We start from the raw sequence: 24,217 nt of genomic DNA on the forward strand, positions 1-24,217 counted from the left end.
ATCGGCAAGAAGGGGTGCGAAAGACTATGCGACGGATATAAACTCCAAAAATCTAAATTCGATTCGCGGTCAGAATCTCGAAAATCACGAAATTTTCGAGATGAATGTGGCGCTAATAGCAGTATTCATCATGGGGTCGCGCGATTGAAGCCAGATGTTTTGTTCAACGGCGACGGGCTCGTGCATCACGGAACTATTCTTGATGCAGCGGATGGTGAAAGGGATTTCGCCATGGACCACAATCTGCGCTCAATGGTGCGCACGACAAAGGCTGCCGTTGTTGGGGTGACGAAATCGGTGACGGTGGATTTAATAGTGCGAGAAATTCGGTGCAATTGTACTTGCCCTGGAACAGTCGAGAGTCCCAGCAGGCGTGACCGCGTAGATGCGCTGGGAGAGCAGCTGGGCAGCAGAGAAGAAGCGCTTGCTCAATTCGTGGCGCCTCAGTCTGCCGGGCGTGTAGCGAAAGCGGAAGAGATTGCTGCATTGATCGTCTATCCGGCATGGGTTGAGAGTGCATGCACCACAGTACAGACACATAAAATTGACGGAGGTTGGTCAGCCCAATGACAAAAGTATCAAAGGACGATCTGCGATCTCGCAAGTGGTTTATGAATTCCGAGAACCTTGAAATGACTGCATTGTATCTGGAAAGATACCTGAATTACGGGTTGACCCGTGCAGAGCTGCAATCAGGCAAACCGATCATTGGCATTGCTCAGACTGGCAGTGATTTGAGCCCCTGCAACCGGCATCATATCGAGTTGTCCAAACGCGTTCGCGACGGAATCATCGCCGCCGGGGGAACGTGCATCGAAATACCGGTCCACCCGATACAAGAGACCGGCAAACGGCCAACGGCCTCACTTGACCGCAATCTGGCTTATCTCTCCTTGGTTGAGAGTCTATTTGGGTATCCGATTGATGGCGTTGTTCTGAACATTGGTTGCGACAAGACTACTCCCGCACTTCTCATGGCCGCTGCGACTGTCAACATCCCAGCGATTGCCTTGTCAGTTGGTCCAATGCTGAACGGTTGGTGGAAAGGTGAACGCGCCGGATCGGGCACGGTTATCTGGAAAGCGCGCGAAGACCTTGCGGCTGACGAAATCGACACCGACGAGTTCATGGAAATTGCAGCCGCCGCAGCACCTTCGGTGGGTTATTGCAATACGATGGGAACAGCAACGACCATGAATTCGCTTGCTGAAGCCTTGGGTATGCAATTGCCTGGATCAGCAGCCATACCAGCCCCGTATAGAGAGCGCGGTCAAATCAGCTATGAAACCGGTAAACGTATTGTGGACATGGTCTGGGAGGATCTACGCCCCAGCGATGTCATGACACGTCAGGCTTTTGAGAATGCGATTGTTATCAACTCTGCGATTGGTGGATCGACGAACGCGCCAATCCACCTGAATGCAATCGCCCGGCATCTTGATGTTCCATTGAACAACGACGACTGGCAGAAACTTGGCCACGACGTTCCACTGTTGGTTAACATGCAGCCTGCGGGTGAGTATCTGGGCGAAGATTACCAACAGGCTGGGGGTGTTCCCGCGGTCGTCGGAGAGCTTCTTGATGCTGGATTGCTGCCGCATCCCGATGCGATAACGGTGAACGGCAATACAATGGGCAATAATTGCTCGGCGCGCCGGTCGCTGGATAGCGAAGTAATCAAGCCAGTCGGTAACCCGGTTAAGCAACAGGCGGGGTTCATCAATCTCTCGGGCAACCTGTTCGAAAGCGCGATTATGAAGACATCTGTGATCTCAAAGGCATTTCGAGAGACCTACCTGTCGAACCCGAATGATCCTAATGCATTTGAGGGTAGGGCAGTTGTGTTTGATGGGCCTGAGGACTTTCACCATCGGATCGATGATCCCGCAGAAAACATCGACGCAAACTGTATTCTGATTATGCGCGGAGCAGGACCAAAAGGATACCCAGGTGCTGCAGAGGTCGTGAACATGCGGCCGCCCGCATATTTGTTGAAGCAAGGCATCGAAGCCCTTCCTTGCATCGGTGATGGACGGCAATCCGGTACATCAGGAAGCCCGTCTATCCTGAATGCTTCACCCGAGGCTGCAGAGGGTGGTGGGTTGGCCTTGGTGCGAAATGGCGACCGACTGCGCATCGATCTTGGCAAAGGCACTGCAGATATGCTGGTTTCGCTTGAAGAACTGCATGAACGCGCCCGCGATCTGGAGGCAAAGGGTGGGTATGCAATGCCGCCCAACCAATCCCCGTGGCAGGAAATATTCCGCGAAAAAGTAGATCGTTTGGATCGCGGTATGACGCTCAAGGGTGCAGAAAACTACCGCGATATCGCGCGAGGCTTCATGCCACGCGACAATCACTAAAAGGAACAGAAATGAAACTTGTTCGTTACGGAGCCGAGGGCTCGGAAAAGGCGGCCCTGGTCGACTCTGAGGGTCAATTGCGGGATCTGTCCGCCCATATCAACGATATCACGGGTGACGTGCTGGATGATGGAACGCTTGACAATTTGCGTTCATTGGATTCGAACAACCTGCCAATTGTGGAGGGTGATCCTCGTATCGCACCATGTGTCGGTGACATCGGTAAATTTCTTTGCATCGGTTTGAACTACTCGGACCATGCTGCAGAAACCGGCGCAGATATTCCCGAGCATCCGATACTTTTTTTCAAGGCCAACTCAGCCGTCATAGGTGCCTATGACGACGTTGTCATGCCGCGGGGATCTACACACACCGACTGGGAATGCGAACTGGGTGTGGTCATCGGTAAGACGGCCAAATACGTTTCCAAGGCCGATGCGCTCGAACATATTGCGGGCTATTGCATCGTAAACGACGTTTCGGAAAGACATTTTCAAACTCAACTGACCGGTCAATGGACCAAAGGTAAGTCTTGCGACACATTTGGCCCTACTGGTCCTTGGCTCGTGACCAGGGATGAGGTGCCGGATCCTCAAAGCCTTGGAATGTCACTGGATGTAAACGGTCAGCGCATGCAAACCGGGAATACTGCTACGATGATCTTTTCCGTTGCCGAGATCATTGAGCATCTAAGTCAACTTTTCACACTGCACCCTGGTGACGTCATTTCAACGGGAACACCGCCCGGCGTTGGAATGGGGATCAAACCGGAACCAGTTTATCTGAAAAAAGGCGACGTCATGGAGCTTCGCATCGATGGACTTGGTGTTCAGCGGCAAAAGGTCGGCCAAGATGACTGACTTGTTGCAAATCGGAGGGATCACTGAACGGATGCGAGAGCGCCTGTCTGCAGCGTTCGACATTCATCAATTGGACGATTTCAACGCGGAAAGTGTTACGCATATCGTTACAAACGGGCATGATGGTGTTCCGCACGACCTGATGACATCACTCAGTAACCTGAAGATGATCAGTGTCTATGGGGTCGGTTACGACGCTGTCGACGCAAATGCTGCGGCTGAGCGCGGGATTGTTGTGACGCACACGCCCAATGTTTTGAACAAAGAAGTCGCAACCACCGCCGTTCTGCTGTTTCTGTCATGTTATCGAGAACTCATACGTGACGATGATTACGTTCGGTCCGGACGGTGGGAAGTTGAAGGAAATGCCCCTTTGACGCGATCAGCCGACAATCAAAAAATAGGCATTCTTGGTCTTGGTCGCATTGGTCAGGCGATCGTTGATAAGTTGGAGCCGTGGGCACCCGAAATCTCTTATCACACCCGCAATCAAAAGGATGTCCCGTACCGATATTTCGATAATTTGGTTGAGATGGCAGAACATGTGGACGTCCTCATATGCATCACGCCCGGCGGCCTGTCGACCAATAAGCTGGTCAACGCTGAGGTGTTACGCGCGTTGGGGGCAGGCGGCACTCTAATAAACGTTAGCCGAGGTTCGGTCGTCGACGAAACTGCCCTCATCAATGCATTGCAAAACGGTGAGCTAGGGTGCGCGGGGCTCGATGTCTTCGAGGACGAACCTCGTGTTCCAAAGGCATTGCGAGAGCTGTCCAATGTCGTTCTGCTCCCTCACGCTGGTAGCGCGACTATTGAGACACGAGCAGCAATGGGTGACCTAACCGTCGACAATCTCCTGCAACACCTTAAGGACGGATCTGTGATCACAGCGGTGCCGGAATGCAGAGATCTGTAAAAGGTCAATCTGAAAAGTGTTTGAGTTTGCTGTTGCGGTTTTCCTTTTGCTGATTACGCCGGGCCCAGGTGTTTTAACAACTGCAGGCATTGGATCCGCATTTGGTTTTCGAGCTGGACTCGCCTTCGTCGCTGGTTTGATGCTGGGCGGGTTCATCAACATGATGTTGGTTGTCTCTGGAGTCGCTGCGGTAGCTTTGGCTATACCGGTGCTTAGAACTTTCCTGCTATTTGCCTCTGTCGGGTATTTGGGATTTCTCGCCTGGCGTATTGCCAGCGCTGGCTCAAAGGTTGGGTTTTCCCCTGCGGTTTCGCCACTTGGATTTGCGAACGGGCTGACACTTCAGTTCATTAATCCCAAGGCTTATGTGGTCGGCACAGCATTGTTTTCAGGGTTTGCCTTTTTGCCGGATGCGCCGGTTTGGGAGGTCGTCATAAAAATTATAGTTTTCAATATGATTTGGGTGCCAGTGCACATGATCTGGCTGGGGGCTGGCGCAAAGCTGGGTAGCCTTGATTTAAGCGAGAGATCGCATCAAAGGATCAACCTTGCGATGGCGGCTTCATTGATGGTTGTTGTGGTGATTGCTTTGGCGTCGGCGCTTTAAACAAGTGTACGTAAGTCGTACCTAGCAGACGATTGAACGCCAAAAATCAAAGTGACGCCGTTATCCCGCCATCGACGTAGAGCGTATGTCCATTGACGAAACTGGATGCAGGGGACGCAAGGAAAATGGCGGCACCGACAAGTTCTTCTACATTGCCCCAGCGACCGGCCGGGGTACGTTTCTCCAGCCATGCACTGAACTCTGGGTCAGCAACCAATGCGGCGTTCAAAGGTGTATCGAAATATCCAGGCGCAATGGCATTGCAGTTTAGACCATACTTGGCCCAATCAGTTGCCATACCTTTTGTCAGGTTCGTTACGGCACCTTTTGTTGCCGTGTAGGGCGCAATACCTGGTCGTGCCAATGCGGATTGCACCGACGCAATGTTGATGATCTTACCTGACTTTCTTTCAATCATGTGCCGTGCTACAGCCTGACCGACGTGAAAGACGGACGCGACATTTGTCTGCAATAGGCGCTCGAAGGCATCAGCAGGGAAATCCTGTAACTCAGTCCTGTGTTGCATGCCGGCGTTGTTTACCAAGATGTCTATGGGGCCGACGTTCTCTTCAAAGTTGTCCACGGCAGATCGGACACCTTCATGATCGGTTGCATCGAACGAAAGTTCACGTATCGAGGCGCCTGTTTCACTCAACTCGGATGCTGCTGCCGCTAATTTCGCGGTGTCGCGCCCGTTCAAAACGACCTGCGCGCCGGCGGCAGCCAAGCCACGAGCCAACGCAAATCCAATGCCTTGGCTAGAGCCTGTTACCAGTGCGCGCGTTCCCTTTAGGTTGAACATTTCAAGCGTCATGCAAAAATCCCTTGGTTGTCAGCACCGACTATCCGTATCTTTTGGCAATCTGTATAGGGAGTCCGTGCAATGTCTTCGGCCAGTGTTGCTGTTGTTATCCATGCCGCAAAAGATCTGAGGTTGGAAAACCGGGACGTTCAAGACGTGGGGCCAGACGAAGTCTTGATTGCCATGCGCGCGGGTGGGATTTGCGGCTCTGACCTGCATTATTTTAACCACGGTGGTTTCGGTGCGATAAAGTTGCGTCAGCCGATGGTGCTAGGACACGAAGTCGCCGGGGAAATCGTGAAAGTTGGGTCAAGTGTAGATGGGCTACACCTAGGTCAACTCGTTGCAGTTTCTCCATCCCGCCCTTGCCAAGCCTGCATTTATTGTCTGATCGGGCAGCAAAACCACTGTCTTGATATGAAGTTCTATGGCAGCGCGATGCCGTTTCCGCATATCCAAGGCGCATTTCAAAGCAAACTCGTGGCACAAGCCGGTCAATGCGTTCCGGCAGATGGGTTGAGTCCTGCCCAGGCCGCCACGGCCGAACCTCTGGCGGTCTGTTTGCACGCGATTAAACAAGCCGGGAGCCTCCTAGGTAAAACGGTACTTATCACGGGATGTGGTCCGATCGGATGCCTCACGATCTTGGCGGTGCGTCGTTCTGGGGCGGCCAGAATAGTGGCGACAGATATCTCGGACCAGACCCTCGCTCTAGCGCTTGAATGCGGGGCAGACGATGTCATCAACACCTACGCCGATCCGCAAAAACTGGAGCAGTTTGAAAAGGACAAGGGCCAAGTTGATGTCCAACTGGAGTGTTCCGGGGCTCAATCGGCTCTGGCTTCTGGTGTCGCTTGCTTGCGACCGGGTGGAACATTGGTTCAGCTTGGTCTGGGCGGAGATATGACAGTGCCGATGCAGGCGTTGACTGCAAAAGAGATACTGCTTCGCGGGTCTTTCCGTTTCCATTCCGAGTTCTCAGTCGCAGTCGAGATGATGCGAAGTGGACTAATAAATGTCGACCAGTTGGTGACGCATTCCTTCGAGGTTGGCGAGGCCGTCACTGCTTTCGAGGTCGCGTCTGATCGAAGCCAATCAATGAAGGTGCAGTTGACTTTTCCGGATAATGACGATGGATAGACGCACGCGCGATATTGCAAAGACTTATGAACGAGATGGTTTCGTAGCTCCGCTGGATATCCTGACAGCTTCTGAGGTCCAAACGCTGCGCGATGATTTTGAGAAAGCAGAGCGCATTCTCAGAGACGACCCAGAGAAACTCAAGCTTCTATATTCTTATCCGGACAGGCTGATACCATCATTCGATGCACTTCTTCGCCATCCGAAGCTGATTGAGGCTGCTTCAACTGTGTTGGGGTCGGACCTCATGGTTTGGAGCGGTGCACTTTTCGTAAAAGAAGCGCGATCATCGAAGATAGTCTCGTGGCACCAAGACTTGACCTATTGGGGATTGGATGATGCTGAAGAGGTTACGTGCTGGGTTGCGATTTCAGAAGCGTCTGAGCAAAGCGGGTGTATGAAATTTGTTCCTGGCAGCCACAAAAGCCGTATCGTGCCTCACGTGGACACCTTCAGCGAAAACAATCTGTTGTCACGTGGGCAGGAAATCGCAGTCGATGTGAACGAAAGAGATGCAGTCGCTGCCGAATTGCGTGCGGGGCAAGCATCTATGCATCACGGGCATCTTTTCCACGCATCAGGACCCAATAACACAGACGATAGACGCATTGGTGCGGCGTTGCGTTTCATAAAGCCCTCAATGAAACAGCAAAACGGCGTGAAAACTTTGGTTGCGCTAGTCGCAGGGCGAGACGATTTTGGGCATTTTTTAGTTGCGTCCTCCCCTCAGGGCTTTTTGCATGAGGAGGATTTCGTTGTGTGTCAAAGGGATGCAGACCGCAAAAAACAAATACTCTTCGCCGGAGTGAAGTGAATCCCTTCATAAGCTCAGAACGGTCTTGTCAGAAGAACTTGGGTTGAGACGGGCAGGGGGCTTTCGTAGCTTTTGCTCATGACCAAATCTGCCTCTTTCAAGTATTTCAATACCAGCCCCGAGATCATCCGCTTGGCGGTAGTGCTGTACATCCGTTTCCCGCTCTCGCTTCGGGATGTCGAAGATTTGTTGCACGAGCGAGGCATCGACGTGAGCCACGAAACTGTCCGGTATTGGTGGAACAGGTTTGGTCCAATTTTTGCTGCTGAGATCCGAAGAAAGCGTGTTCAGCAATTGAGAGCATACTCCAAATGGAAGTGGCACGTGGACGAGGTTTTCGTGAAGGTGAATGGCAAGCGGCATTATCTTTGGCGGGCCGTTGATCATGAGGGCGAGGTGCTGGAAGCCATTGTCACCAATCGCCGAAACAAGGCTGCAGCACTGAAATTCCTCAGTAAATTTATGAAGCGGCACGGTAAAGCTGAAGAAGTAGTCACCGATCGTTTCGCGTCGTATCGGGCTGCTCTCAGAGAACTCGGCGCTACCGGAAAACAGCAGACGGGCAGGTGGCTCAATAACCGCGTCGAGAATTCGCACCTGCCGTTTCGACGACGTGAGCGCGCGATGCAGCGTTTCAGGCGCATGCGAAGTTTGCAGAAATTCGCCTCCGTCCATTCCTCCGTATACAACCACTTCAACCAGGAAAGATCGCTAGCCAGTCGAGACACCTTCAAGCTGACCCGCGCCGCCGCTCTTAGCGAGTGGCGTCAACTTTGTTCCGGATAGGTTCGCGGTTTCCGCGGCAAACTGAGACTGGTTCGAATTCGTCTGACAGCACCGCCACTCATACCTGTCTCACTTCAGTCGTGTTTTCTGATCCGGAATTGTGACGCAATTCCCGCGAGTTGGCGCATGCGTTTTCAATCTGAGAGGGAGCAGACCGTACACTCGGAGCACGATTCAAGCCTCAGTCTCAGTGCCGCATTTTGGCGGGGTCGCTTTGGGCTGGATTTCCCTGATAGTCTGCAATTTACAGGAAATTATCGTGAGATGGGTTCGAGTACAGGCATTTTTCGTGTCAGAATTGTATGTTTTTCAGCGGCTTATGTCGCACACATCCCTGGATGTTGGAGCAGGGAATTTTCTTGTGGGAACAGGGAATTGTTTCATCGTTCTTGTCAGAAGAGCTTTGCTTGAGCGAGTCAGGGAGCTTTCGTGGCTTTTACTCATACAAAGATGATCCCCCAGTATTTCAAAACCAGCCCCGAGATCATCCGCCTTGCTGTGATGCTGTACATCCGTTTCCCGCTCTCACTTCGAAATGTCGAAGATCTGTTGCACGAGCGAGGCATCGACGTGAGCCACGAAACTGTCCGATATTGGTGGAACAGGTTTGGCCCGATGTTTGCTGCTGAGAAAAGACGGAGGCGTGTGCAGCAACTGCGCGTTCTCCAAATGGAATTGGCACGTGGACGAGGTTTTCGCGAAGGTGAATAGCATGCGGAATTTTCTTTGGCGGGCTGTTGATCACGAAGGCGAGGTGCTGGAAGCCGTTGTCACCAAACATCGAAACAAGCAGGCGGTATTGAAACTCCTTAAGAAAATGATGAAGTGACACGGATCGTTTAGCATCCTGTAAGGCTGCGCTCAGACAATTGGGTGTTCTCGAAAAACAAAGGACGGGCAGGTGGCCCAACAACCGGGTTGAGGATGCGCACCGCCCGTTTCAACGACGCGAACGCGCCATGCAACGTTTCAGGCGCATGCGAAGCTTACAGAAATGCGCCTCCGTCCATTCCTCCGTTTGCAACCACTTCAACCGGGCAAGATCGCTGACCAGCCGTGACACCTTCAAGCTGACACACACCGCCGCTCTCGCTGAGTGGCGCGAACCTGGCGCCGTGTAAAGAGCAGTTCTACTGACCCAGCTGAGACTGGTTCGAAATTGTCTGACAACGTCTCTTACCGGTTCAGGTTCCTTTCACATCACTGGAGAACCGCGCCGCGTTTTCCTTTGCAAAGGCGCTGGCATCCGCGTCGGCGTCCCAGAACTGCGGGTTTGCCTTGGGTATCGTCAGCGCGCGCTGCACGGCGGGCCGGGCATCAATACGGTGGAACCACGAATTCAGATGCGGCAAGTCCGACACTCCTACCCGCGCCCAGACATAAGCGCGTGCCCATGGGTACAGCATCATGTCAGCGATGGTGTATTCGTCCGCGGCGATCCATTCATGCCCATCCAGGCGCGTGTTCATCACCTCCATCAAGCGGCGGCTTTCGTCCACGTAGCGGCGGATTGAGAACGGCTCTTCGTGGCCGTTTGGTGCGGCGATGTGCTGGAAGTACATCGCCTGTCCCATCATTGGGCCTATATGGCCGACCTGAAAGAACATCCACTGCATGACCTCTGACCGTTTGACCGGATCCGAAGGCAGGAATTTTCCGTATTTTTCGGCGAGATGCCACAGGATCGCACCGGATTCGAAGATGGCGCGCCTCTCCGAACGATCCTCGATTGTCGGGATCTTTCCATTTGGGTTCAGCGCCAGATAATCCGGCGCCTTCTGTTCCTGCTTGGAAAAATTGATATGTGTCAGGTCGTAGGGGACGCCTGCCTCCTCCAGGAAGATAACCGGCTTGTACCCGTTCATTGTTCCAGCGGTGTAGAGATGGATATCAGGCTGGGACATGTTCAAGCTCGGCAAATGTGGTTTTTAGATGCGCGTCAAATCGAGCGAAATCGGCCTCGATTTCCGGGTCCTTCATAACATCGAATGCAGCAAAAGTCGGAAGGGGTTGCATGGCAAAGAACTTTGCGTTCAGGTGCATCGGCGCTAACAGGTCGTCGACGCTGGAGCCCGCAAAGAAAGGCTCCGACGCATCATCGAACGCTTCTTTTGGGGCGTTGAACGTAACCGACAGCATGTAATTCTTACCGTCTAGTGTGCCCCCGGTACCGTAATTGGCTTTGGGCGCGTCGGTCGTTCGACCGTCACCTGCGCACATGCGGCCATCCATGCCAGCCGTATATACCTCATCCATGTATTTTTTGAATATCCACGGTACCCCCATCCAGTTCACCGGGAACTGCATGATGACTGTATCGGCCCACAGATGCGTCTCGACCTCAGCATTTGCATCATAGCCGTCGGCGACGGTGGTCACACGCACGTCGTGACCCATTGCGGTCAGCGTGTCACGTGCGCGTTTGGCGAGGCTGGCGTTCAACTGTCCGGGGGCGAATTCGTAGGGCTGGGTGCCGTTGACGATCAGGATTTTGCTCATGTCCATATCCTATAGGTACTATCTCTGAACCCTTGACTTTCAGCGGGTTCAGAGAGCATTTGATTGCGAGGGTGTGATAAATCAACTAGTATACTTTTAGTAACCTAGATGTCTGAGCGAAGGGACGACGATGCGGGCGCGAATTGATGAGGATGCCAAAGGGCGCCGAAAGGTCTCAGAGGCCTGTCAGGAACCATGTGCAATCGAACGCGGTATGCGGATTATTGGCGGAAAGTGGACGGGGTCGATCTTGTGGCACCTTAGAGATGGCCCAGTGCGCTTCAACGATCTGTCGCGCATGATCGGCGGTGCCAGCAAGAAGATGATCACTGAAAGACTACGTCAACTTGAGGGGCAGGGTCTGGTTCGCCGGCAGGTAATGGATACCGCTCCTGTTTCCGTGCAATATTCGGTTACCGAATTTGGCCAGACAGCTCTTGGTTTTCTCGAAGAGCTTCGAAAGTGGAGCGAAGAATTACCTCAGGAGTTGGATCGAACCACCTGATAATATGAGGGAATGAGTCTGTGGGTAGTTTGAAAGCAATCCACCATGCTGCGGTCATTTGTTCGGACTATGAGCAGTCCAAGGCATTTTATTCAGAAACGCTTGGGTTGGAGATAGTTGCGGAAAATCTCCGGGCCGAGCGGCAATCTTGGAAGCTGGACTTGGCTTTGCCGGATGGTACTCAGATTGAGTTGTTTTCCTTTCCCAACCCGCCCAAACGCACGTCCCGCCCCGAGGCGCTGGGTCTGCGGCATCTTGCGTTTGTTGTAGACGATATCGAGAAGTTGAAAGACAGATTGGAACAGAAGGGTGTTCCCGTCGAAGACATCCGTGTCGATGAATATACCGGACGCCGTTTTACCTTTTTCAGTGATCCGGACGATCTTCCTTTGGAATTGTATGAAGCCGCGCCGACTGCGTTGAAGTGATGTTTCCCGTTCTTTAGGCTGAGCAAAGCAGGGAGGAATGCGCATGGAAGTAAAACCTCTCACCGGTGGATTGGGTGCTGAAATCGTCGGGGCGGACATCCGGCATGAAGATCAATTCGACGCGATTAAGTCAGCCTTCGCAAAGTATTCCGTAGTCGTACTGAGGGGCCAAAACGTTAGACCGCAAGAGCATCTGTCCTTTGCGCGAAGGTTCGGCCCGATTAACGTGAACCGCTTTTTCAAACCTGTCGACGGCTATCCCGAGATCGCCACAGTTTTGAAAGAGAAAGATCAGAAAGAGGCTGTGGGAGAGGGCTGGCATACCGACCACTCCTATGATCAGGAACCGGCCATGGGCTCAATTCTGCACGCCCTGGAAGTCCCGCCGCACGGCGGCGACACGCTGTTTGTGTCAATGGCTGCTGCCTATGAGGCTCTGTCGCCCACGATGCGTGGTTTTCTGAATGGCCTGTGGGCGGTGCATTCCTCTCGCCATGTCTTTGGCTCCAGCAACATGGAATCAGAGGCCGCAAAAAGCGGCAGGCTGGGTAATGCCGAAGCTGCCACGCAAGACGCCTTGCACCCCGTTGTCATCACGCATCCGCTTAGTGGCAGGCGTGGGCTGTTCGTAAATCCTGTGTTCACCACCGAAATCAAGGGGTTGAGCGCAGATGAGTCTGCGGCCGTGCTTGGGATGCTCTATGATCATTGCAAGCAGCCCGAATTCCAATGCCGCCTTCGTTGGCAGGCAGGGGATATCGCCATTTGGGATAACCGAGCCACGTGGCACAAGGCAATCAACGACTACCACGGTTTTCGACGCCTTATGCACCGGGTGACGGTTGAAGGGATTGCCTTGAAGCCGTGAGGCAAGTGGCACAAGGCGGACCTCTGCGACTCAGTTTGGGCGCGACGACGCTGTAACACCCCCCCCCTCGATTCCCGGTGCACTATTTAAAAAAAGGGCGATCGGTATCGAAATTTCTGTTTATTTTCTTGTGCATATAATGCCTGTCGAATTTTCTCTTGTCACAATTGGAACGTTCCATTAAAGATTTTGGAACGTTCCAATTGCGGAGTAAGAGGATGAATTGGGCATTTGTCGGAGCGAGCACAATAGCTTCGCAATACATGTTGGACGCGGTGCGCCGGCAGGCAGGCAACAACGTGACCTGGGTCGTCAGTCATTCTCCAGATCGGGTTCAGACCTGGGCCAAGGAACACGGAATTCCCAACGCAACGACGGACGTGGACGCTGCGCTTTCTGACGAGAACATTCAGGCTGTTTATGTTTCCTCGACCAATGAGAAGCACCACGGTCAGGCCATGGCAGCCATTTTGGCTGGTAAGCATGTTCTATGTGAAAAGCCGCTTGGGATGACTCAGGAGGAAGGTGTCGAAATGGTGCGCGCAGCCGAAGCGGCTGGCGTAACTTTTGGTACAAATCACCACCTGCGATGCTCTGGCAGCCATCGTGCCATTCGTGACCTCATTGCAGACGGGCGCGTCGGCGACGTTCTTTCGCTGCGTATACATCACGCGGTACATTTGCCAGGAAACCTACAGGGGTGGCGCATCAACTCAGCAGATGCCGGCGGCGGCGTGATCCCCGACATCGTCGTTCATGATGCGGATGTTACGCGGTTCCTGCTTAATGAGGACCCGGTTTCTGTCGTTGCGCAAATGGCCAGCTCTGGGATGGGGCAGGGGGTCGAAGACTCGTGCATGTCCGTCTGGACGATGCCTTCGGGCGCGATGGTCATGACGCACGAGAGCTTTACGCACCCATTTGCAGGTTCGGGCCTGCAAGTGCACGGGACCAAGGGCTCGATTTTTGCGGATGGCGTCATGACGCAGCGCCCAGTCGGGGCAATAAAACTGGTGACAGAAGCCGGAAGCGAAGAAATCCCGTTTTCGGAGCATTCGCTCTACATTCAGGGCGTTTCCGAATTTGTCGCCGCAGCAGCGGGTCAGGGCCGTCCAGCTGCGGATGGAACTGATGGAGTGAAATCGCTGTCCGTCGCGCTGAGCGTTCGTGAGGCCGCAGCGTCAGGTAAGCGCATCAACGTAGACTATGGTGGCTTCTGATGACCAAGCTCGTTTCCGTTTCCGAGGCCGTTTCTCGCATTCCCGACAATGCTGTTGTCACCGTTTCGTCGTCCTCGGCACTGGGGTGCCCTGACCTTGTGTTGAAGGCGCTAGGAGAGCGGTTTCGCGCGGAGGGGCATCCGCGCAACATTACAACGCTGCACCCTATCGCCGCCGGGGATATGTATGGCGTGAAGGGCATGGATTACCTGGCGCAGGATGGATTGCTAAACCGTGTTCTCGCCGGATCATACCCGTCGGGCCCTTCCAGCCTTGAGATGCCGGAAATCTGGAAAATGATCGTCGAGGATCGGGTCGCCGCATATAACGTGCCTTCGGGAATTCTGTTCGACATGCATCGCGAGGCCGCAGCGCATCGGCCCGGTGTTCTGACGCAGGTCGGGCTTGAGACTTTCGTGGATCCTGTCCGCGAAGGGTGCGCGATGAATACGCGTGGCGCGGCAGCGCCTATCGTGAACCGGAGAGAATTCGACGGTCAGACGTGGCTGCATTTCCCGAACATCAACCCGAACGTCTGTGTTTTGCGCGCAACAACGGCGGATGAGTTCGGCAACCTGACCTATGAACACGAAGGTGCTTATCTGGGCGGGCTGGAGCAAGCGATCTGTGTACGCAACCACGGTGGGATCGTGATCGCACAGGTTCAACGTGTGACTGCCGCCGGAAGCTTGCGCCCCCATGACGTGCGCGTGCCGGGGCATCTGGTCGATCTGACCGTTGAAGACCCGAAGCAGATGCAAACGACGGAAACGTCGTACGACCCTGCGATCTCTGGCCAGATTATGCGCCCTTGGGACAGCTTTTCACTGGCCGAGCATGGCGTCGAAAAGGTCATCGCCCGCCGCGCCGCGCAAGAGCTGCGCACAGGCATGAGCGCCAATCTGGGCTTTGGAATCAGCGCCATGGTCCCGCGTGTCTTGTTGGAAGAGGGGCATACTCAGGCTGTGACATGGGCAATCGAGCAAGGGGCCGTTGGAGGCGTCCCATTGACCGGCTTTGCCTTTGGCTGCGCGTCCAACGCACATGCTTTCGTGCCGTCCCCACAGCAATTCATCTATTTCCAGGGCGGCGGCTTCGACATGTCGTTCCTTTCTTTCCTTGAGGTCGATGTCGAAGGCAATGTGAACGTCTCCAAACTTGGTAAGAAGCCCTATCTGACTGCAGGGTGCGGTGGCTTTGTCGATATTACCGCGCGCGCCAAGAAGATCGTGTTCTCGGGCTGGTTCGAAGCCGGCGCCAAGATTGATCTGGCGGATGACGGTATCCGTGTGAAGGCCCCCGGAAAATTCACCAAGATGGTGGATCAGGTCGAGCATGTCACATTCTCCGGCCGCCGTGCCCGGGAAACCGGTCAGGACGTGCTGTATGTAACCGAGCGCTGCGTTATTCGCCTGTCAGATCAAGGTCTGGTTGCGACGGAAATCATGCCCGGAATTGAGGCGCAGCGCGACATTGTCGAAGCTTCGGGCGGTCGCGTCAAAGTCGCGGAGAACGCGGTTCAGATGTCCAAATCTCTGTTCGCAGTTGGCCCGATGGGGATGACGCTGTGAGCAAGCTTGGGTTTCATATCGAGGGTGCGACCGCTGTGCTGACATTGGACAACGTGTCCAAGCTCAATGCTCTGACAGTGGACATGCTGAATGCGCTGGAGGCTCGTCTGCAAGAGGTCGAGCGTGACGCATCCATTCGTGCGCTTGTTCTGACCGGTGCAGGGGAAAAAGCGTTCTGTTGCGGGGCCGATATTGGCGCATGGGGTGGTCTGAGTCCCGCCGAATTCGCGCGCCGTTGGGTCCGTGACGGCCATCGGATCTTTGACCGTCTGGCGCGGATCGGCAAACCGACAATTGCAGCGATCAACGGTCACGCCTTCGGCGGCGGGCTGGAGTTGGCCAGTTGCTGCGATTTGCGCCTGATGACCCCGCGGTCCACGCTGGCTTTGCCGGAAGCTCGGGTTGGAATCGTGCCGGGCTGGTCCGGGACGCAACGGTTGACCCGGCTGATCCCCGAGGCTGCGGTGAAGGAGATGGCACTCTTCGGGCGCCGTATTGGTGCCGACCGCGCGCTGGCTTTAGGGTATGCGACCGAGGTGATTGACGAGGTTCTGGCGCGCGCGCTTGAGATCACAGTTGATCTTGACGACCTGTCGCCCCGCGCCACCGAAATCTCGAAAAACATGATCCACGCTGCGGTCGGTGAGGACAGCCATGCTGCGGTCGAAGCCCTCGGCAGTGCAGCAATTGCCGCCTCGGCGGACCGCGAAGAAGGCGTCGCAGCGTTCATGGAAAAACGAAACCCAACATTTTCGGGCCTTTGAAATTATGAAAGACATCGCAATCAACCCTGCCATCCCCTTCGAGCTGCCGCCTCTCTTTGAAGGCCGGCACCTCATCAATGGCATATGGCAGGACAGCGCCTCGGGTGAGACGTTCGAGCGCCGCTCTCCTTCGCACGGCCACATCGTCAGCCGTTCGGCCATGGGGGGAGAGGTTGAGACCCAGGCCGCGATCCAGGCGGCGCGCAAAGCGTTCGACAGCCGTGCCTGGAGCCGTGCTTCGGGCAAGGAACGCGCCTCCGTCTTGCTGAAAGTCGCCGATTTGATCGAGCAGAACGTTGACCGGATTGCCCTGATCGAAACACTGGAAAGCGGCAAGCCGATCAGTCAATCCAAGGGCGAAGTTGGCGGTGCCGCAGATCTGTGGCGCTATGCGGCCTCATTGGCACGCAGCACCCACGGCGACAGTCACAATACTCTTGGCATGGATATGATGGGTGTCGTGTTGAAAGAACCCATCGGTGTCGTGTCGATCATCACGCCTTGGAACTTTCCGTTCTGGATCCTCAGCCAGAAACTGCCATTTGCACTGGCCGCAGGGTGTACTGTCGTCGTGAAGCCATCCGAGATGACGCCGTCGACGACCTTGATGCTGGGCGAGTTGCTGGTCGAAGCAGGATTGCCCGCCGGTGTCTGCAATATCGTGCTTGGTTATGGCGTTCCCGTCGGGAGCTTGATGTCCGGTCACAGGAGCGTGGATATGGTCAGCTTTACCGGCTCGACAGCCGTGGGCAAGACGATCAGCGCAGTTGCGTCTGGTACGCTCAAAAAGGTCGCGCTCGAACTTGGGGGCAAAAACCCGCAGGTCATCTTTCCCGATGCCGATCTGGATGCAGCGGCGGATGCCGTTGTGTTTGGCATCTATTTCAATGTCGGCCAGTGCTGCAATTCAAGCAGTCGCATCATTGTGCACGAAGACATCGCCGACGATTTCCGAGGGCGTGTCGTTGCCTTGTCGCGCAAGGTCAAATTTGGCGATCCATTGGACCCGACGACGCAAGTCGGAGCTATCGTAACGCCCGAGCACAACTCAAAGATAGACGCTTATGTCAAACAAGCGAAAGCGTGCGGCGCGACTATAGACTTGGGTGGTAAGCCGCTAGAGGTCGATGGTCTGGGTGATCAGTTCTACCAGCCGACAGTGATTTCTGGCGTCTCGCCAGAAATGCCCATCGCCCGCGATGAGGTATTTGGACCGGTTCTGTCCGTTTTGACCTTCAAAACACTGGACGAAGCAATCGCGCTAACCAATGATAGCGCTTACGGTCTGTCGGCAGGGGTCTGGAGCCAAAACGTTCACACCTGCCTTGAGTTCGCCCGTCGTGCAGAAACGGGAACGGTCTGGACCAACACCTGGATGGACGGATTCCCGGAGGTCGCCTTCGGTGGGTTCAAACAATCCGGGCAGGGGCGGGAAATCGGACGTTACGGGTTCGAGGAATTCTTCGAAGTGAAATCAGTAGTCATGCGCATCGGCAACAGCCGAGCGCCATGGGTTCCGCAAGATTAAGATCGGGCACCGGATTGGTCCCGAATAAGAAGAACGCATTAAGGGAGGAAACAAGAATGCGTAAACTGCTGAAGACAAAATCGCTGTTTGTGGCCGGTCTGCTCTGCACGACCAGCCTTGCGCACGCGGAAGACGTGGAAGTTCTGCACTGGTGGACTTCAGGTGGCGAGGCCGCAGCGTTGAATGTTCTCAAGGAAGACCTGTCCGGGCAGGGAATCGGTTGGACCGATATGCCCGTTGCGGGTGGTGGTGGCGAACAGGCGATGACCGTTCTGAGGGCTCGTGTGACTGCCGGTAACGCGCCGACTGCTGTTCAGGCTTTGGGCTTCGACATTCTGGACTGGGCCAATCAGGGCGCGCTGGCTGATCTGAATGAGGTCGCAGCGAAAGAAGGATGGGATGATGTCGTCCCGGATGCTTTGAAGGCGTTTGCCAAGCATGACGGCAAATGGGTCTCGGCACCAGTCAATGTGCACTCGACTAACTGGGTCTGGGCAAACAAAGCGGTGCTGGACGCCAACGGTATTGCACAGCCCACCAACTGGGACGAATTCGTCGCGGCGGTTGAGGCGTTGAAAGCTGCCGGTGTCACACCGATCGCGCATGGTGGTCAGGCCTGGCAGGATGCGACCATCTTCGATGCTGTGGCGATGTCGACACTTGGGCCCGATGGCTACAAAGCAGCCTTCGTTGACCTGGACGAGGAAACACTTGGTGGCGACGCCATGAAGGAAGCGTTCGACCGTATGGCGTTCATTCGCGACAACGTGGATGAGAATTTCTCGGGCCGCGACTGGAACTTGGCGACTGCAATGGTCATCAACGGTGAAGCCGGTTTCCAGATGATGGGTGACTGGGCCAAAGGCGAATTCCTGAACGCGGGCAAAGTGCCGGGTGAGGACTTTTTGTGCTTCCGCTTCCCGGGTACTCAGGATCAGGTCACCTTCAATGCTGACCAGTTCATGATGTTCGATCAGGGCGGTTCGGTGTCGGCTGAACAGGCCGCGCTGGCCAGCGCGATCCTTTCACCATCCTTCCAGATTGCTTTCAACAAGGTGAAGGGCTCTGTCCCGGCTCGTACTGACGTGGATGGCAGTGATCTGGATGCTTGCGGCCAACAGGGCATGAAGGATCTGGCAGCAGCGGCTTCGTCGGGCAACTTGTTTGGTTCGATGGCGCACGGCCATGCCGCGCCGGCATCAGTGAAGAATGCGGTCTATGACGTCGTCACAGCCCATTTCAACGGCGAGTATGACAGCGAGACTGCAGTGGTTGAACTGGTCGACGCAGTTTCGATCGCCAAGTGATCTTATCGTGATCCTCCCGATGGGGCGGCAGGTTGGCCGCCCTGTCACCAAGTGGGCGCAATCGCTCCGACCTACAACTACCCGAACGAGGAGGGCGCGCCATGGCTGGTTCAGCTGACGCGGATTTCAAGACACGCCTTCAGAACTGGATTCCCAAGCTGGTCCTGTCCCCATCGATCGCGATGATGACGGTCTTTGTCTACGGTTTCATTCTGTTTTCGGTCTACCTGTCCTTTACTGACAGCCGCATTCTGCCGACCTTTGGTTGGGTCGGGTGGGAAAACTACGATAAGCTGTGGCGGCTCAGCCACTGGGAAACATCGCTGATCAATATGGGCATCTACGCCAGCCTGTATATCGTGATCTGCACCTGCCTCGGGCTGGGTTTGGCAATCGTCCTTGATCAGAAAATCCGCGGCGAGGGGCTGTTGCGCCCGATCTACCTGTATCCGATGGCGCTAAGTTTCATTGTCACGGGTACCGCCTGGAAATGGTTTCTTGACCCGGGTATCGGCCTTGAGAATGTGATGCACACCTGGGGTTGGACCAGCTTCGAGTTCGACTGGATCAAGAACCGGGATTACGCAATCTACACGGTTGTTCTGGCGGCCGTATGGCAGACCAGCGGTTTCGTGATGGCGATGTTTCTGGCCGGCCTGCGTGGTATCGACAATGAAATCCTTCGGGCCGCGCAGATGGATGGGGCCTCGAACTGGAACCTCTATCGCCGGATCATCATCCCGCAACTGCGCCCTGCATTCTTGTCAGCCTTCGTGATCCTCAGCCACCTGGCGATCAAGACCTTTGACCTTGTGATTGCGTTGACGGGAGGCGGACCGGGCCGTGCGACCGAACTGCCCGCGACCTTTATGTATTCCTACACCTTTACGCGGAACCAGATGGGGATCGGCGCGGCCTCGGCCACGATCATGCTGATGACCATCGCGGCGATCATGATCCCCTATCTTTATGCCGAATTGCGGGAGAAACGCTGATGTCCCAAGCAACTCAGGATACCGCAATCCGCACTGGCCGCGTCACGCGCACCTTGATCTATCTGGTGCTGCTGCTGTTCGGTCTGTTCTACCTGCTACCGCTTTACGTCATGCTGGTAAACTCGGTGAAACCGCTAGAGGAGATCACCGGCGGTGGCATGATGAACCTGCCACAGGTGTTCACGTTGGAGCCTTGGTTCAAGGCATGGTCCTCGGCTCAGATCGGTGTCGATCCTACGGGGTTGAAGCCCTACTTCTGGAACTCGATCAAGATGGTTGTTCCGGCGGTGATCGTTTCGACCATCCTTGGCGCGCTGAACGGCTATGTACTGACCAAGTGGCGCTTCAAATATGACACCATCCTATTCGGTCTGATGCTGTTTGCCTGCTTCATTCCGTTCCAGATCGTGCTGATCCCGATGGCGCGGATGCTGGGTATCATCGGGCTGGCGGGTACCACTTGGGGTCTGGCACTGGTGCACGTGGTCTATGGGATTGGCTTCACCACGCTGTATTTCCGCAACTACTACGCCGTGTTCCCGACCGAGCTTATCCGGGCTGCCCAGATTGATGGGGCCGGGTTCTTCCAGATCTTCTGGCGCATCCTTCTGCCCAGTTCCGGGCCGATCGCAGTGGTGTCGATCATCTGGCAGTTCACCAACATCTGGAATGACTTCCTGTTCGGTGCATCCTTTGCCGATGCCAACAGCCAACCGATGACCGTTGCGCTGAACAACCTCGTGCAGTCTTCCACCGGTGTGAAGGAATACAACGTTCATTTTGCAGGCGCCATTCTGGCCGCCATGCCAACTCTGCTCGTCTACATCGTGGCCGGACGGTACTTCGTCCGCGGCCTGATGGCGGGTTCGGTGAAAGGATAAAGTCCCATGGGATTTCTGGACATAGACAACGCGACCAAATCCTACGGGGCGGTCGAGGTTCTGCACAAGGTCGATATTTCGGTGCAGGAGGGTGAGTTCCTGGTGCTGGTCGGTCCGTCGGGCTGCGGCAAGTCGACCCTGCTGAACATGATCGCGGGGCTGGAAGAGATCACCAGCGGCGAAATCCGTATCAAAGATCAAGTTATGAACGGGGTGCACCCGTCGAACCGCAACATCGCTATGGTTTTCCAAAGCTATGCGCTTTATCCCAACATGACTGTGGGGCAAAACATCACCTTCGGGCTTGAGATGCACGGGGTGCCCAAGCCTGAGCGCGAGAAAGCGATGCAAGAAGTCGCCAAGCTGTTGCAAATCGAGCAATTGCTGGATCGCAAGCCCGGGCAGTTGTCGGGTGGTCAGCGTCAGCGGGTTGCAATGGGTCGCGCGCTGGTGCGAAACCCTGATGTCTTCCTGTTCGATGAGCCGCTTTCGAACCTTGATGCCAAGCTTCGGGTCGACATGCGAACTGAGATCAAGAAGCTGCATCAGAACCTCGGGACCACCATCGTCTACGTGACCCACGACCAGATCGAGGCGATGACTCTTTCAAGCCGCATCGCTGTGATGAACGGCGGCTACGTGCAGCAACTGGGCACGCCGCAGGAAATCTATGACACGCCCTCGAATATCTTCGTCGCGACGTTTATGGGCTCGCCCGCAATGAACGTGGTACCGGCCAAGGTCACGGTATTGAATGGTCGCCCTCACGCAGAGGTCGCCGTTCACGACGGATCTACGGCGCAATTGCCGTTCAGTCAGGACAATCTGGCCGCTTGGGACGGTCGTGATATCCTGCTGGGCATCCGGCCTGAGACGATCACTGACATGGATGGTGCGGACAGAAAGTCGTCGAACATCGCGCAGATGACCAACCGTATCGTGGTGACAGAACCTGCCGGATCGGACACCTTCGTCTCGATGCAATTGGGCGGCCGAGATGTGATCGCGCGCATGCGCTCGGATGCCGAGGTTGCACCGGGACAGGATTTCAACTTTGCGGTGAACATGGAAAAGGCAGTGGCCTTTGATCCGGAAAGCGAGATGCGGATCCTTCCATGAAAAGGGCTGACGTTATAATCATTGGGTCGGGTATCGGGGGGGCAACGCTGGCTGCAGCGTTGGCTCCGTCTGGCCGTCGTATTCTGATCCTTGAAAGGGGAGAGCGGTTGCAGCCCTCACCTCAGGATCGAGACCCAAGGGCGATCTTTGCCAATGGGCACTTCCGCCCCGATGAAACATGGCTGGATGGAGCAGGCAAGCCTTTCAACCCCGGAAACTACTACTGCGTTGGTGGCAATTCCAAGTTCTACGGCGCAGCTTTGATCCGCTATCGGAAAGAGGATTTTGCGCCGCGTCAGCACATGGGGGGGCATTCGCTCGGCTGGCCCATTTCCTACGAAGTGCTGGAGACGGATTACTCCACCGCAGAACAGCTTTACGACGCGCGTGGCACCACTAAAGAAGACCCCACCGAACCGCCGCACAGTAGGGGTTACCCGCACCCACCTGTGCCGGATGAGGTTGATATTGCAGACCTGAGAAACCGGCTAAGCCACGCAGGCCTGACGCCATCCTCAGTACCGTTGGGCGTGGATATCGATACCTGGTTGCAGGCCGGGCAAACGACTTGGGATGCGTTTCCCAATACATGCAGTGGCAAAATGGATGCCGAAACCTGTGCGATCGCCAAGGCAATGAAGCACGGGAATGTCGAACTGTTGACTGGTGCGCGTGTCCGAAAACTAACGGTTGGTGACGATGGTCGCGTTACGAGTGTCGAGGTTGACGGCCACGGTACCCTGCGCGCGCCGGTCATCGCGCTTGCAGCAGGCGCGGTTCAGTCCTCGGTCCTGTTGCTGCAGTCCGCGAATGACAATTGCCCAACCGGTCTTGCCAATCGGTCCGATCAAGTCGGGCGGAATTTTATGAACCACAATTGTTCGGCGGTGCTGGCCCTTCATCCGTTGCGTCGAAACAGAGCAGTCTATCAGAAAACGTTGATGTTTAACGATTATTACAACAGCGACGGGCAGGGTGGTTTGCCATTGGGCAATATTCAGATGCTGGGAAAGATCACCGGGCCGATCCTTTCGTCGCAATCTCACCTACCGGGGCCGATTGCAGCGCTAATCGCCGATCGCAGTTTTGATTTCTATGCCATGTCCGAGGACCTGCCGAACCCGGACAGCCGGGTTACGGTCGAAGGAGACCAGATCACACTGGACTGGAAACGCTCGAATTGGGCAGCGCACGAGGCCCTTGTCGAACGGTTAAAGGCGCATCTGAAACAGGCAGGGTTTCCTGTGATACTTTCTCGACCATTTGATCGGCGCACACCGTCGCATCAATGCGGCACGGCCCGGATGGGCAACGACCCGGACAGCAGTGTCGTCGACACGTTTTGCCGAAGCCACGACCACAAGAACCTATTCATTGTCGACGCTTCTGTCCTTCCGACGTCTGCTGCGGTTAACCCGGCCCTTACGATAGCCGCGCTGGCGCTCAGGGCGGGTCGTCACATTATTGAAACGGAGTTTTCCGTATGACCGGAACAGCATTGGTGACCGGAGGACAGCAGGGTATTGGCCTTGGGGTGGCCCGCGCTTTGATTGCGGCGGGGTACAGGGTCGCGGTGGCCTCTAGATCGGCACCTGAAAAACCGGCTGTGCAGGCGGCTTTGGCCGAGCTTGGCCCAAACGCGATTTATGTGCAGCACGACGTGTCTGACATTGATCACGTACCGGTGTTGCTGGACCAGATCGAAGCCGAGTTGGGGCCGATCACAGCCCTGATCAACAATGCTGGTGTCGGGGCACCGGTACGTGGCGACATGCTGGATCTGACGCCTGAAAACTGGGACTTCGTGCAAAATATCAACCTGCGCGGCGCGTTCTTTCTGGCGCAGGATGTGGCCCGGCGCATGTTGGAGCAGCCGCAAGCCACCTATCGTTCGATAACCTTTGTAACCTCAGTCAGTGCCACGATGGTGTCGATTGAACGGGCCGAGTACTGCGTGTCCAAAGCGGCCGCGGCGATGATGGCCCAGCTATTCGCGGTGCGCATGGCCCCCCATGGCATCGGCGTTTTTGAACTGCGACCGGGCATCATCGCGACTGAGATGACGGCGGGCGTGCGCGACAAGTACACCGACCGTATCGAAGGCGGTCTTGTTCCCGCAGCACGCTGGGGTAAGCCCGAGGACATCGGGGCCGTCGTTGTCCCGCTGGTTCAGGGGCAGATGCATTTTGCCAACGGCGCCGCCATCCCGGTGGACGGCGGTCTGTCGATCTCACGTCTTTAACG

At 55.4% G+C, this 24,217-nt stretch carries 24 protein-coding genes and 1 pseudogene; 22 read left to right on the forward strand and 3 right to left on the reverse strand.

From position 1 onward, the window contains the following. Positions 1-144: 144 nt before the first annotated feature. From ACR3EQ_RS01180 to ACR3EQ_RS01200, 5 genes are read left to right on the forward strand one after another with little or no spacing between them, the layout of a single operon-like run. On the forward strand, positions 145-570 hold the full coding sequence (locus ACR3EQ_RS01180; RefSeq protein WP_480489589.1) for an SDR family oxidoreductase: 426 nt from the start codon (positions 145-147) through the stop codon (positions 568-570). Further along, complete coding sequence (locus ACR3EQ_RS01185) at positions 567-2,363, forward strand: IlvD/Edd family dehydratase (RefSeq protein WP_170614488.1); 1,797 nt, start codon at positions 567-569, stop codon at positions 2,361-2,363. Before ACR3EQ_RS01180 ends, ACR3EQ_RS01185 begins: the two co-directional genes overlap by 4 nt. Before the next feature lie 11 nt (positions 2,364-2,374). Next, a complete protein-coding gene (locus ACR3EQ_RS01190) occupies positions 2,375-3,223 on the forward strand; it encodes a fumarylacetoacetate hydrolase family protein (RefSeq protein ID WP_480489590.1) in 849 nt (282 codons plus the stop codon). Then, on the forward strand, positions 3,216-4,139 hold the full coding sequence (locus ACR3EQ_RS01195; protein WP_170417324.1) for a 2-hydroxyacid dehydrogenase: 924 nt from the start codon (positions 3,216-3,218) through the stop codon (positions 4,137-4,139). The genes ACR3EQ_RS01190 and ACR3EQ_RS01195 overlap by 8 nt, the downstream gene beginning before the upstream one ends. 16 nt (positions 4,140-4,155) lie before the next feature. Continuing rightward, positions 4,156-4,746 carry a LysE family translocator gene (locus ACR3EQ_RS01200; protein WP_170614491.1) on the forward strand — a complete coding sequence of 197 codons (591 nt, stop codon included), beginning with the start codon at positions 4,156-4,158 and terminating at the stop codon, positions 4,744-4,746. 46 nt (positions 4,747-4,792) lie between these two features. Here ACR3EQ_RS01200 and ACR3EQ_RS01205 read toward each other — a convergent pair whose 3' ends face one another. Continuing rightward, on the reverse strand, positions 4,793-5,560 hold the full coding sequence (locus ACR3EQ_RS01205) for an SDR family oxidoreductase (RefSeq protein WP_170815676.1): 768 nt from the start codon (positions 5,558-5,560) through the stop codon (positions 4,793-4,795). 69 nt (positions 5,561-5,629) lie between these two features. Here ACR3EQ_RS01205 and ACR3EQ_RS01210 point away from each other — a divergent pair, with 69 nt between their 5' ends. From ACR3EQ_RS01210 to ACR3EQ_RS01225, 4 genes and pseudogenes are all read left to right on the forward strand, one after another. Continuing rightward, positions 5,630-6,688, forward strand: a complete 1,059-nt coding sequence (locus ACR3EQ_RS01210; protein ID WP_170614493.1) for an L-idonate 5-dehydrogenase — start codon at positions 5,630-5,632, stop codon at positions 6,686-6,688. Continuing rightward, on the forward strand, positions 6,681-7,502 hold the full coding sequence (locus ACR3EQ_RS01215; RefSeq protein WP_480489591.1) for a phytanoyl-CoA dioxygenase family protein: 822 nt from the start codon (positions 6,681-6,683) through the stop codon (positions 7,500-7,502). The genes ACR3EQ_RS01210 and ACR3EQ_RS01215 overlap by 8 nt, the downstream gene beginning before the upstream one ends. A gap of 78 nt (positions 7,503-7,580) precedes the next feature. Beyond that, a complete protein-coding gene (locus ACR3EQ_RS01220) occupies positions 7,581-8,288 on the forward strand; it encodes an IS6 family transposase (protein WP_480489592.1) in 708 nt (235 codons plus the stop codon). A 450-nt stretch (positions 8,289-8,738) separates the two neighbouring features. Then, positions 8,739-9,409, forward strand: a pseudogene (locus ACR3EQ_RS01225) (IS6 family transposase). A 63-nt stretch (positions 9,410-9,472) separates the two neighbouring features. On the opposite strand, the gene ACR3EQ_RS01230 reads toward ACR3EQ_RS01225, so the two are convergent. Together ACR3EQ_RS01230 and ACR3EQ_RS01235 are read right to left on the reverse strand one after the other, a co-directional pair. Then, positions 9,473-10,192 (reverse strand): glutathione S-transferase family protein, encoded by a 720-nt coding sequence (locus tag ACR3EQ_RS01230; protein WP_480489593.1) that lies wholly within the window; start codon positions 10,190-10,192, stop codon positions 9,473-9,475. Continuing rightward, positions 10,179-10,787, reverse strand: coding sequence for an NAD(P)H-dependent oxidoreductase (locus tag ACR3EQ_RS01235; RefSeq protein WP_170614497.1), 609 nt, complete (start codon positions 10,785-10,787; stop codon positions 10,179-10,181). The genes ACR3EQ_RS01230 and ACR3EQ_RS01235 overlap by 14 nt, the downstream gene beginning before the upstream one ends. Positions 10,788-11,001: 214 nt before the next feature. On the opposite strand from ACR3EQ_RS01235, the gene ACR3EQ_RS01240 reads away from it, so the two are divergent. The 13 genes from ACR3EQ_RS01240 (at position 11,002) to ACR3EQ_RS01300 (ending at position 24,215) form a co-directional block, all read left to right on the forward strand. Further along, positions 11,002-11,292: a winged helix-turn-helix transcriptional regulator gene (locus tag ACR3EQ_RS01240; protein WP_480489594.1), complete on the forward strand. Its 291-nt coding sequence runs from the start codon at positions 11,002-11,004 to the stop codon at positions 11,290-11,292. 20 nt (positions 11,293-11,312) lie between these two features. Then, positions 11,313-11,720 carry an SMU1112c/YaeR family gloxylase I-like metalloprotein gene (gene gloA2, locus ACR3EQ_RS01245; protein ID WP_480489595.1) on the forward strand — a complete coding sequence of 136 codons (408 nt, stop codon included), beginning with the start codon at positions 11,313-11,315 and terminating at the stop codon, positions 11,718-11,720. A 43-nt stretch (positions 11,721-11,763) separates the two neighbouring features. Beyond that, a complete protein-coding gene (locus ACR3EQ_RS01250) occupies positions 11,764-12,588 on the forward strand; it encodes a TauD/TfdA family dioxygenase (protein WP_170614499.1) in 825 nt (274 codons plus the stop codon). 218 nt (positions 12,589-12,806) lie between these two features. After that, positions 12,807-13,808 (forward strand): Gfo/Idh/MocA family protein, encoded by a 1,002-nt coding sequence (locus tag ACR3EQ_RS01255; RefSeq protein WP_170806518.1) that lies wholly within the window; start codon positions 12,807-12,809, stop codon positions 13,806-13,808. After that, entirely contained in the window at positions 13,808-15,379 is a 1,572-nt protein-coding gene (locus ACR3EQ_RS01260; protein WP_480489596.1) for an acyl CoA:acetate/3-ketoacid CoA transferase, read from the forward strand. Before ACR3EQ_RS01255 ends, ACR3EQ_RS01260 begins: the two co-directional genes overlap by 1 nt. Further along, complete coding sequence (locus ACR3EQ_RS01265) at positions 15,376-16,143, forward strand: enoyl-CoA hydratase/isomerase family protein (protein ID WP_480489597.1); 768 nt, start codon at positions 15,376-15,378, stop codon at positions 16,141-16,143. The genes ACR3EQ_RS01260 and ACR3EQ_RS01265 overlap by 4 nt, the downstream gene beginning before the upstream one ends. A gap of 4 nt (positions 16,144-16,147) precedes the next feature. Continuing rightward, entirely contained in the window at positions 16,148-17,671 is a 1,524-nt protein-coding gene (locus tag ACR3EQ_RS01270) for an aldehyde dehydrogenase family protein (protein ID WP_480489598.1), read from the forward strand. A 56-nt stretch (positions 17,672-17,727) separates the two neighbouring features. Next, positions 17,728-18,978 carry an ABC transporter substrate-binding protein gene (locus ACR3EQ_RS01275; protein ID WP_170614504.1) on the forward strand — a complete coding sequence of 417 codons (1,251 nt, stop codon included), beginning with the start codon at positions 17,728-17,730 and terminating at the stop codon, positions 18,976-18,978. A gap of 101 nt (positions 18,979-19,079) precedes the next feature. Beyond that, positions 19,080-19,973 carry a carbohydrate ABC transporter permease gene (locus ACR3EQ_RS01280; RefSeq protein ID WP_170614505.1) on the forward strand — a complete coding sequence of 298 codons (894 nt, stop codon included), beginning with the start codon at positions 19,080-19,082 and terminating at the stop codon, positions 19,971-19,973. Continuing rightward, on the forward strand, positions 19,973-20,854 hold the full coding sequence (locus ACR3EQ_RS01285; RefSeq protein ID WP_170614506.1) for a carbohydrate ABC transporter permease: 882 nt from the start codon (positions 19,973-19,975) through the stop codon (positions 20,852-20,854). Before ACR3EQ_RS01280 ends, ACR3EQ_RS01285 begins: the two co-directional genes overlap by 1 nt. A gap of 6 nt (positions 20,855-20,860) precedes the next feature. Continuing rightward, the gene (locus ACR3EQ_RS01290) at positions 20,861-21,973 is read left to right on the forward strand and encodes a sn-glycerol-3-phosphate ABC transporter ATP-binding protein UgpC (protein ID WP_170614507.1); all 1,113 of its coding nucleotides are present in this window, start codon (positions 20,861-20,863) and stop codon (positions 21,971-21,973) included. Further along, positions 21,970-23,460 carry a GMC oxidoreductase gene (locus ACR3EQ_RS01295; RefSeq protein ID WP_480489599.1) on the forward strand — a complete coding sequence of 497 codons (1,491 nt, stop codon included), beginning with the start codon at positions 21,970-21,972 and terminating at the stop codon, positions 23,458-23,460. The genes ACR3EQ_RS01290 and ACR3EQ_RS01295 overlap by 4 nt, the downstream gene beginning before the upstream one ends. Beyond that, complete coding sequence (locus ACR3EQ_RS01300) at positions 23,457-24,215, forward strand: 3-ketoacyl-ACP reductase (protein WP_170614509.1); 759 nt, start codon at positions 23,457-23,459, stop codon at positions 24,213-24,215. The genes ACR3EQ_RS01295 and ACR3EQ_RS01300 overlap by 4 nt, the downstream gene beginning before the upstream one ends. Positions 24,216-24,217 lie beyond the last annotated feature (2 nt).

It is taken from the genome of Ruegeria sp. AN11 (assembly GCF_056536005.1).

Bases quoted from the DNA above. Each gene is read 5' to 3' on its own strand.
- ACR3EQ_RS01215 (WP_480489591.1), top strand. From the start codon at position 6,681: ATGGATAGACGCACGCGCGATATTGCAAAGACTTATGAACGAGATGGT.
- ACR3EQ_RS01235 (WP_170614497.1), bottom strand. From the start codon at position 10,787: ATGAGCAAAATCCTGATCGTCAACGGCACCCAGCCCTACGAATTCGCC.
- ACR3EQ_RS01240 (WP_480489594.1), top strand. From the start codon at position 11,002: ATGCGGATTATTGGCGGAAAGTGGACGGGGTCGATCTTGTGGCACCTT.
- ACR3EQ_RS01295 (WP_480489599.1), top strand. From the start codon at position 21,970: ATGAAAAGGGCTGACGTTATAATCATTGGGTCGGGTATCGGGGGGGCA.
- ACR3EQ_RS01260 (WP_480489596.1), top strand. From the start codon at position 13,808: ATGACCAAGCTCGTTTCCGTTTCCGAGGCCGTTTCTCGCATTCCCGAC.
- ACR3EQ_RS01300 (WP_170614509.1), top strand. From the start codon at position 23,457: ATGACCGGAACAGCATTGGTGACCGGAGGACAGCAGGGTATTGGCCTT.
- ACR3EQ_RS01190 (WP_480489590.1), top strand. From the start codon at position 2,375: ATGAAACTTGTTCGTTACGGAGCCGAGGGCTCGGAAAAGGCGGCCCTG.
- ACR3EQ_RS01290 (WP_170614507.1), top strand. From the start codon at position 20,861: ATGGGATTTCTGGACATAGACAACGCGACCAAATCCTACGGGGCGGTC.
- ACR3EQ_RS01210 (WP_170614493.1), top strand. From the start codon at position 5,630: ATGTCTTCGGCCAGTGTTGCTGTTGTTATCCATGCCGCAAAAGATCTG.
- ACR3EQ_RS01275 (WP_170614504.1), top strand. From the start codon at position 17,728: ATGCGTAAACTGCTGAAGACAAAATCGCTGTTTGTGGCCGGTCTGCTC.
- ACR3EQ_RS01185 (WP_170614488.1), top strand. From the start codon at position 567: ATGACAAAAGTATCAAAGGACGATCTGCGATCTCGCAAGTGGTTTATG.
- ACR3EQ_RS01195 (WP_170417324.1), top strand. From the start codon at position 3,216: ATGACTGACTTGTTGCAAATCGGAGGGATCACTGAACGGATGCGAGAG.
- ACR3EQ_RS01230 (WP_480489593.1), bottom strand. From the start codon at position 10,192: ATGTCCCAGCCTGATATCCATCTCTACACCGCTGGAACAATGAACGGG.
- ACR3EQ_RS01285 (WP_170614506.1), top strand. From the start codon at position 19,973: ATGTCCCAAGCAACTCAGGATACCGCAATCCGCACTGGCCGCGTCACG.
- ACR3EQ_RS01255 (WP_170806518.1), top strand. From the start codon at position 12,807: ATGAATTGGGCATTTGTCGGAGCGAGCACAATAGCTTCGCAATACATG.
- ACR3EQ_RS01270 (WP_480489598.1), top strand. From the start codon at position 16,148: ATGAAAGACATCGCAATCAACCCTGCCATCCCCTTCGAGCTGCCGCCT.
- ACR3EQ_RS01250 (WP_170614499.1), top strand. From the start codon at position 11,764: ATGGAAGTAAAACCTCTCACCGGTGGATTGGGTGCTGAAATCGTCGGG.
- ACR3EQ_RS01205 (WP_170815676.1), bottom strand. From the start codon at position 5,560: ATGACGCTTGAAATGTTCAACCTAAAGGGAACGCGCGCACTGGTAACA.
- ACR3EQ_RS01280 (WP_170614505.1), top strand. From the start codon at position 19,080: ATGGCTGGTTCAGCTGACGCGGATTTCAAGACACGCCTTCAGAACTGG.
- ACR3EQ_RS01220 (WP_480489592.1), top strand. From the start codon at position 7,581: ATGACCAAATCTGCCTCTTTCAAGTATTTCAATACCAGCCCCGAGATC.